We start from the raw sequence: 6,894 nt of genomic DNA on the forward strand, positions 1-6,894 counted from the left end.
GCAAGCAAAGCTGTTTTATGAATTCTCCATTGAGATGAGCTATTTGCTTGTATTTTCCTGCAATAAAGGATTTCTTACTTCCATTATACTCCCATTTTCCAAAAACATACGGGGAACACGGGAACTAATTGTACAAGACACCTCGTAGTTGATGGTTTCGAGCCTGCCTGCAATCTCATCCATGGAAATGTATTCATCCCCTTGCCGGCCTATTAATGTGACTTTTGTGCCTGGCGGATATTCTTGATCCAGCTCCACCATAAATTGGTCCATGCAGATTCGGCCCGCGATTTTCAGCCGCTTTCCCTTCACAAGAATTTCGGTTCCTTTCAATTTTCGAAGCCAGCCGTCCGCATAGCCGACAGGCACCGTCCCGATCCATGTGTCTTTTTCCGCTGTGTATTCCGCTCCATAGCTGACGCTCTCGCCTTTTCTGATCAATTTGACATGAGACAGCGTCGAATGCAAGGTGAATGCAGGGCGCAGCTCAAACGGTATTTCATCCGTAATGTCGGCTGACGGACGGAGGCCGTACATGCCGATGCCGAATCTGACCGCGTTAAAAAAGCCTTTTTTCAGGCGAAGGCCGGCGGCGCTGTTCGCGCAGTGCACCATCATTTTCTTTAGCGGGAGCGGAGCAATCAGTTCTTTAAAGCGCTCAAACTGCTTTAAAAAATAGCCTCTTTCTTTTTCATCCGCTGTCGCAAAATGGGTAAATACCCCTTTGCATTTTAAACGGGGGTTGCGGTCAAGAATCGCCATCACGTGATGTACTTCTTCTTCTGTTTTTACGCCTAGCCTGTTCATCCCCGTATCGACCTTCAAATGAAAATGAAGAGAACCTTTTTTCATGTGGCGGGCGGCTTCCTGAAGCCATTCAACAGAAAAACCTGTTAATGTCAGGTCATATTCAGCCGCGATTTCCGCATACTCCGGGGGAACCGCGCCGAGCACCAATATAGGTGCCTTCAAGCCCTTCTTGCGCAGCGAAATCGCTTCATCCAGAATGGCCACAGCCAAGCATGAAGCACCTGCGTCAAGAGCCGCCTTCGCTGTTTCTGCGTCACCATGCCCGTAGGCGTTCGCTTTTACAACTGCCATCAGATGGACATGTTCGCCGATATGTTCTTTCATATTGCTGACATTTTCTCTTATCGCGGACAAGTCGATTTCCGCCCACGTATCTCTGTAAAAAGGTTTTGTGCTCATTATGACACTTCCTAGCTTTTATTCAATATCATTTACATATCATACTAAAATTAAAGGACAAAGGGAAACGATGCCTAACGAAAAAAAGGCCAAATCATGTTTGGCCTTTGGCGGTTATTTAGATGATTGTCCCTGCATGCTTTTCGCGACTGTCACCATTTCCTCTTTAGAAAGATCTTTAGAGGAGAGAAGGTAATCTACACCGTCATAGGTCCATGATAATGATGCATCCGACAAGGCGCCGATCGTGTAGCCGAGATTTACCGGTTCGCCGTTCATCGTAACTGAGGAAGAAGCTTTGGCAATCTGGGCTTTTTCCTGAATTAAGGTGAATGATTTTTCTCCTCCGTAGGTCATGATGATCCGCTTCCCGTCTTCAGTAGAAATATCTTTTTCTTCAAGCAGCTTTACGCCCAGCGGCAGTTCTAGCGGCGTTTTGACCGCGAACGTATCGGATGGCTTCGCGCTTGTGGCGACATCCATTTGGGAAAGAGTCATATTTTTCTTTTCATCAAATGATTCTTTGTCGAATTGTTTATTAAATTCAAAGCTGCTGAATTCTACTTTCACCATGACTTTTCGGTCTGTATCCATGACTTTGACAGATGACGGGCTCATATCTTTTTTGTTAAACGTGATTTCTTGCGTTGGCAGCATTTTGTTATGCTGATAGTTCGTTTTTGTTTCGAATACGTATTTCTTTTCTTTGGCAGTAAAAACGGCATCCGAATCGTTTTGAACATCCTTTACGAGCGATTCAAACAAGTAGACCTGGCTGCTGTTGTTCGGCCAGTCGCTTTGAAACCTGAAGCTCTTATTTAAAGACGGTGTGAGAACAAATACTCCGTTTTCGTTTCGTAAAATGACTTGATTTTGGTCCTTTTTCGGATTTTCTAAATAAACCCTGTACAGAGACGGCTTTTTGTGCCAGATTTCCACATTGTATACTTGAGGCTCACTCCCTGTCTCGATGGTCATTTTTGCTTTTGCTTTGTACGAGGTGTATTCTTTCGCCTTTTCATCTAAACCGGTCACAATATCTTGCTGCGTTTTTTGCCCGCAGGCAGAAAGAATAAGGACAGCAAGCAGTCCCGTTAAAAGCAAAACAAAGCTTTTTCTCACCTTTTTCAACCCCTTTTTCTCAATTGATGTAAAAGGAAGAAATCGCTTGTTTGACTTTAACGGTACGCTCGGTACACGTTAGGCAGAACGGATGCGTACCATAAAAGCCTCAAACAACTTGTCTCCCTTAATGCACTATCAAATATATGAGCGGGGTTTCCCTAATATGCAGACTAGCTTGACAACCTTTCAATGACAACCTGCGCGGCTGCATATTCCTTTGTATGAGTGATCGATACGTGAACGGCGGCCTGACTCAGCTTCGCACAAATGATGTAAGGCTTGCCATTTTGGTCTTTCTTAATTTCAATGTCCTGAAAACTGAGCTGCTTCCCTATACCAGTGCCATATGCTTTCGAGAATGCTTCTTTTGCCGCAAATCTGCCCGCGAGAAATTCGGTTTTTCTTTTCTCTGAAAGCTCATGATATTGGTCAAGCTCGCTTCGAGTTAATATCCGCTCAGCAAATCTTTTTTGACGTCCGGCCATAGAAGCGATCCGTTTAAGCTCGGTGATGTCTAGTCCAATGCCGTAAATCATGTGTGATAACCTCCTTTGCGTACGTACTATTTGAAAGGTTTGTCTCATAAACGTGTTACTATAGAAATACCAAAATGAAGAAAAGGGGCTCGGAATGTTTATACGGACCGAAAATTTTCAAACGTTTATCAGGCTTTATCCCATTGTCACCTTTATATTGGCCTTGCAAGCTGTTCTCTGGCTGTTTTTTTCACTTCCTGTCCATTCAGTCGTGTTATGGAGAGATGCGGTCACAGGCTATAATTTAGGCGTCGCAAACGGTGAATGGTGGCGGCTGATCACTCCCGTTTTGCTGCACGCCGGTTTTACCCATCTGCTGTTCAATTCCATGTCCATCTTTTTATTTGCCCCAGCTTTGGAACGCATGCTGGGAAAAGCGCGTTTCCTTCTTGTGTACGCTGGCTCCGGCATCATCGGCAATATCGGCACATATGTTACAGAGCCGCTTGATTACGTGCATGTTGGGGCTTCCGGCGCGATTTTCGGGCTGTTCGGCGTGTACCTGTTTATGGTTCTTTTTCGCAAAGAACTGATCGGGCAAGAGCATTCCAAAATGATTCTCACACTGCTCGCATTTGCCGTTCTCATGTCGTTTATCAACTCCAATATTAACATGATGGCCCATCTGTTTGGACTTTGCGGCGGGTTTCTTCTCACGTTTTTATGTGTGCAAAAAAAAGAGCGGCGGTATTAACCGTCCGCTTTTTCATATGAATACCAATTTAAAATGAAGTCTGCATCCTCTTCACCTACATCCCTCACCGTTAATTCTTCCATATGGCTTGATGATTTTACCGAGGTAGAAATGGTATACAGGCGGCCTTTCTTTTGAAAATAGGATTGGCTGAACTTGCAAACCTGCATTCGCCTATTCAACACAATCGCGGTGGTTCTGCTGATAAATCTTGAGGTCAGCTGAAGACGGTCCTCGTTAATCGTCCATGCTGTATCCTTAAATGCGAGGTAGCCGAAGATCAATTCAATCGGCAGCAGGATGATCGACAGATAGCCCCATGGCTGAAAAAAGATACATAATGGGATAATCAAAAAGAGTGAAAAAATGACGGAACGGAACAGATATCGTTTCAACGCGCGCCGCGGCAGGCGGCGGACGTTTTCTTCCAGCGTATATTCCGGCGTAAATGTCCGGAGCATGTGCGGAAGCTTTTTTTTATGAATCATCGGAAAAAGAATGGTCAAAGCGCCCTCTTCTTTTTCCCGGTCGCCGCCGCCCGCGCTGACGATGGACACCGTCACAAAGCCGAAAAGCTGGCGGATGATGTTTTCTTTTATTTTAATGGCTTGTATTTTTCGAAGCGGAATCGTGACTTGATGTTTTTCAATAATTCCCCTTGAAATCACCAATTCCTGCTCTTTTTTTATGATTTGAAAGTTCGCGTATTTAAACATCATACCGGCGATGCTGAACACCCAGGCGATAAATAAACCAATAAAAATGAGTACCGCATAAATGCCGATGCTCGCGTGCTGAAGGAAGGAAAATTTATCAAAAAACCAATCCATCGGCAGCACTTCGTCAAGCTGGGTAAAAAGCGCAAATAAAGCGGAGATAATCACTCCGATTCCCCCGGATGTAGAAGCGGCCATGAGCAACTCTTTCACGTTCATCCGATAGTGCTCTTGCGGCTCAACGGCCGGAATGAACTCCTGCTCAGCTTCAAGCCATTCTTCCTCTTGTTCGCTTTCGTGCCTTTGCGCTTTTTTCTTAAAGACGGCTTCCTTGATGCGTTCGGCTTCTTCAACAGAAATAGCAGAAAGAACAGCTTCCGCCTCCTTGCCTCCGCCTGCCGTTTCAATTTGCAGCTTCACAAGCTTAAAGATTTGCTGGACCACGCCCGCGCTCGTATTCATCGTTTGAATCCGATCGATCGATATGTATCGCTTTTTCGTGACAAACAAGCCTTCTTCGATTCTGAATTCATCATCTTCAATTCGATAGGTAAACCTTCTCCATTTGATGATGCTTGCGGCTATAAGCCAGATGAACAGCACACCGAGCGCAATGGCTCCGTAAAAACGGACAGTATTGTTTGAATTGACGATATACACAAAAAAGAATGGCAGAATGATATTTTTTATCGTTTGAATAATGGTATGGCATAAATTCAAAATGACTGCCGCCGGGTGCAGGCGTTTCGGTTCAGACATCATCGTCAGTCACCCTTGCCAGACGGGAAATGGAGTCTCTCAGCCGATCCGCTTCCTCCATCGCCAAAGCGGGGATCGAGTGAACGGTCGCGGCCGTGGAAATTTTTACGGTTGCCAGGTTGTACTTTTTCAATAACGGCCCTTGTGATGTATCGACGTGCTGAACTCTGACCATCGGGACAATCACACGCGTCACCACAAAAATACCTGACTGAATATCTATTTCATGTTCATGGACTTCATAGCGCCACACTTTATGACGGATCTTTGGAATGATAAAGACCGTCACAACCGAACCCAGCAGCCAAGCAGCGCCGAGCCCGCCGCTGATCCAGTACGGCCAATGAAAATAATAGCTTAATACCGCAACTGCTATGACGATAAGCAAGCAGACAGCGGATATGATGATCTCTTGAAGTCGCCAAACCTTTAATCCGTCTGGACTGATTTGGTTTTTTGGCTGGTCTCTCAAAATACCTACCTCCCGATTTTTCGTCGTTACTTATACGTCTCTTATACAGAAAGGTTTCATTCTTAAGCATACAGAGAAAAATGGCATCCGTCAGCTGAAAGTTTGCTGAATAGCCAATCGGAACATAAAAAAGCCCAAAACGTCATGTTTTGGGCTTTCAATCGATAGAATTAGTAAGATTTTTTCTGGCGTCTGTCACCTGAAGAACGGCGATCGTTTGAACGCTTTTTGTCATAGGAAGAACGGTTGTTGTTTTTCCCTTTTCCGCCGCGGTAGCCGCCGCCTTGTCCGTCTCTGCGTTTAGAAGTGCGCTGGTTCTTGTAGCGTTTGCTGACCATCGGCGCTTCGTCTGTTAAGCGAACTGGTGTGTTGTCCGGCTCTTTTGTAGACATTTTGATAGCAGCCGCAACCACTGTTACTGCATCATGATCTTCAAGCAGCTCAGCTGCCGCTGTCATGTAGAAGTTTAGGTTGTTTTCACTGATTGCCGTGCGAAGACGTTCAACAGTAACCTGCTGCTGGCCTTCTAACGCTTCATCAAGTGTAGGCTCCTTCATGCGGTCCATTTTGCGTTTTGTTGTTTGTTCAATTGCGCGAAGCATGCTTTTCTCACGCGGTGTAATAAACGTCATCGCCATACCTGTTTTTCCTGCACGGCCAGTTCTTCCGATACGGTGAACATAGCTTTCAGGATCTTGAGGCACGTCGAAGTTGTACACGTGTGTGACGCCTGAGATATCAAGTCCGCGAGCGGCAACATCAGTTGCAACAAGAACTTCGATTGCACCTTCTTTAAATTTACGAAGCGCAACCATACGTTTTGCCTGCGTTAAGTCACCGTGAATTCCTTCAGCCGCATATCCGCGAAGGTTCAGGGCTTCAGCCAGCTCATCGACACGGCGTTTTGTACGTCCGAATACGATCGCAAGCTCAGGAGACTGAATGTCAAGAAGGCGAGTCAGTGTATCGAATTTTTTGCGTTCTTGCACTTCCAAATAGAACTGCTGAATGTTAGAAACCGTCATTTCTTTTGCTTTTACTTTTACGTGTTCCGGCTCAGTCATAAAACGCTCTGCAATGCGTTTGATCGGCGCTGGCATTGTAGCAGAGAACAGAAGTGTCTGATGCTCGCTCGGCACGTTTGAAAGAATAGATTCAATGTCGTCAATGAATCCCATGTTCAGCATTTCATCCGCTTCATCCATTACAACAGTGTTTACATTGTTTAAACGAATTGTGCGGCGGTTGATGTGGTCAAGAAGACGTCCAGGTGTTCCGACAATAATATTCGGATTCTTCTTTAACGCCCGGATTTGCCGTCCAATATCCTGTCCGCCGTAAATAGGAAGAACCTTCGCACGTTTATCTTGTCCGATTTTATAT

Annotated in this window: 7 protein-coding genes; 1 reads left to right on the top strand and 6 read right to left on the bottom strand. The window is 45.4% G+C overall.

All coding sequences use genetic code 11. The features are described from left to right. Positions 1–39: 39 nt before the first annotated feature. The 3 genes from alr to acpS form a co-directional block, all read right to left on the bottom strand. Positions 40–1,209 (bottom strand): alanine racemase, encoded by a 1,170-nt coding sequence (gene alr / locus RAC86_RS32860; protein WP_072565777.1) that lies wholly within the window; start codon positions 1,207–1,209, stop codon positions 40–42. Positions 1,210–1,323: 114 nt separating this feature from the next. After that, on the bottom strand, positions 1,324–2,340 hold the full coding sequence (locus tag RAC86_RS32865; RefSeq protein ID WP_072181690.1) for a LolA family protein: 1,017 nt from the start codon (positions 2,338–2,340) through the stop codon (positions 1,324–1,326). 164 nt (positions 2,341–2,504) lie between these two features. After that, positions 2,505–2,870: a holo-ACP synthase gene (acpS, locus tag RAC86_RS32870; RefSeq protein WP_072565776.1), complete on the bottom strand. Its 366-nt coding sequence runs from the start codon at positions 2,868–2,870 to the stop codon at positions 2,505–2,507. Between the two features lie 94 nt (positions 2,871–2,964). Here acpS and RAC86_RS32875 point away from each other — a divergent pair, with 94 nt between their 5' ends. Continuing rightward, positions 2,965–3,564, top strand: a complete 600-nt coding sequence (locus RAC86_RS32875) for a rhomboid family intramembrane serine protease (protein ID WP_072565775.1) — start codon at positions 2,965–2,967, stop codon at positions 3,562–3,564. On the opposite strand, the gene RAC86_RS32880 is transcribed toward RAC86_RS32875, so the two are convergent. The 3 genes from RAC86_RS32880 to RAC86_RS32890 all read right to left on the bottom strand — a co-directional run. Then, on the bottom strand, positions 3,561–5,042 hold the full coding sequence (locus RAC86_RS32880; RefSeq protein WP_072565774.1) for a PH domain-containing protein: 1,482 nt from the start codon (positions 5,040–5,042) through the stop codon (positions 3,561–3,563). The genes RAC86_RS32875 and RAC86_RS32880 overlap by 4 nt on opposite strands. Beyond that, entirely contained in the window at positions 5,032–5,511 is a 480-nt protein-coding gene (locus RAC86_RS32885) for a PH domain-containing protein (RefSeq protein WP_014112728.1), read from the bottom strand. Before RAC86_RS32885 ends, RAC86_RS32880 begins: the two co-directional genes overlap by 11 nt. 170 nt (positions 5,512–5,681) lie before the next feature. Continuing rightward, the coding region (locus RAC86_RS32890) for a DEAD/DEAH box helicase (protein WP_377886513.1) at positions 5,682–6,894 on the bottom strand (1,213 nt) is incomplete at its 5' end.

The organism is Bacillus sp. LR_5 (assembly GCF_042709275.1).

Coding starts and splice junctions, on each gene's coding strand:
- alr (WP_072565777.1), bottom strand. CDS start 1,209: ATGAGCACAAAACCTTTTTACAGAGATACGTGGGCGGAAATCGACTTG.
- acpS (WP_072565776.1), bottom strand. CDS start 2,870: ATGATTTACGGCATTGGACTAGACATCACCGAGCTTAAACGGATCGCT.
- RAC86_RS32875 (WP_072565775.1), top strand. CDS start 2,965: ATGTTTATACGGACCGAAAATTTTCAAACGTTTATCAGGCTTTATCCC.
- RAC86_RS32880 (WP_072565774.1), bottom strand. CDS start 5,042: ATGATGTCTGAACCGAAACGCCTGCACCCGGCGGCAGTCATTTTGAAT.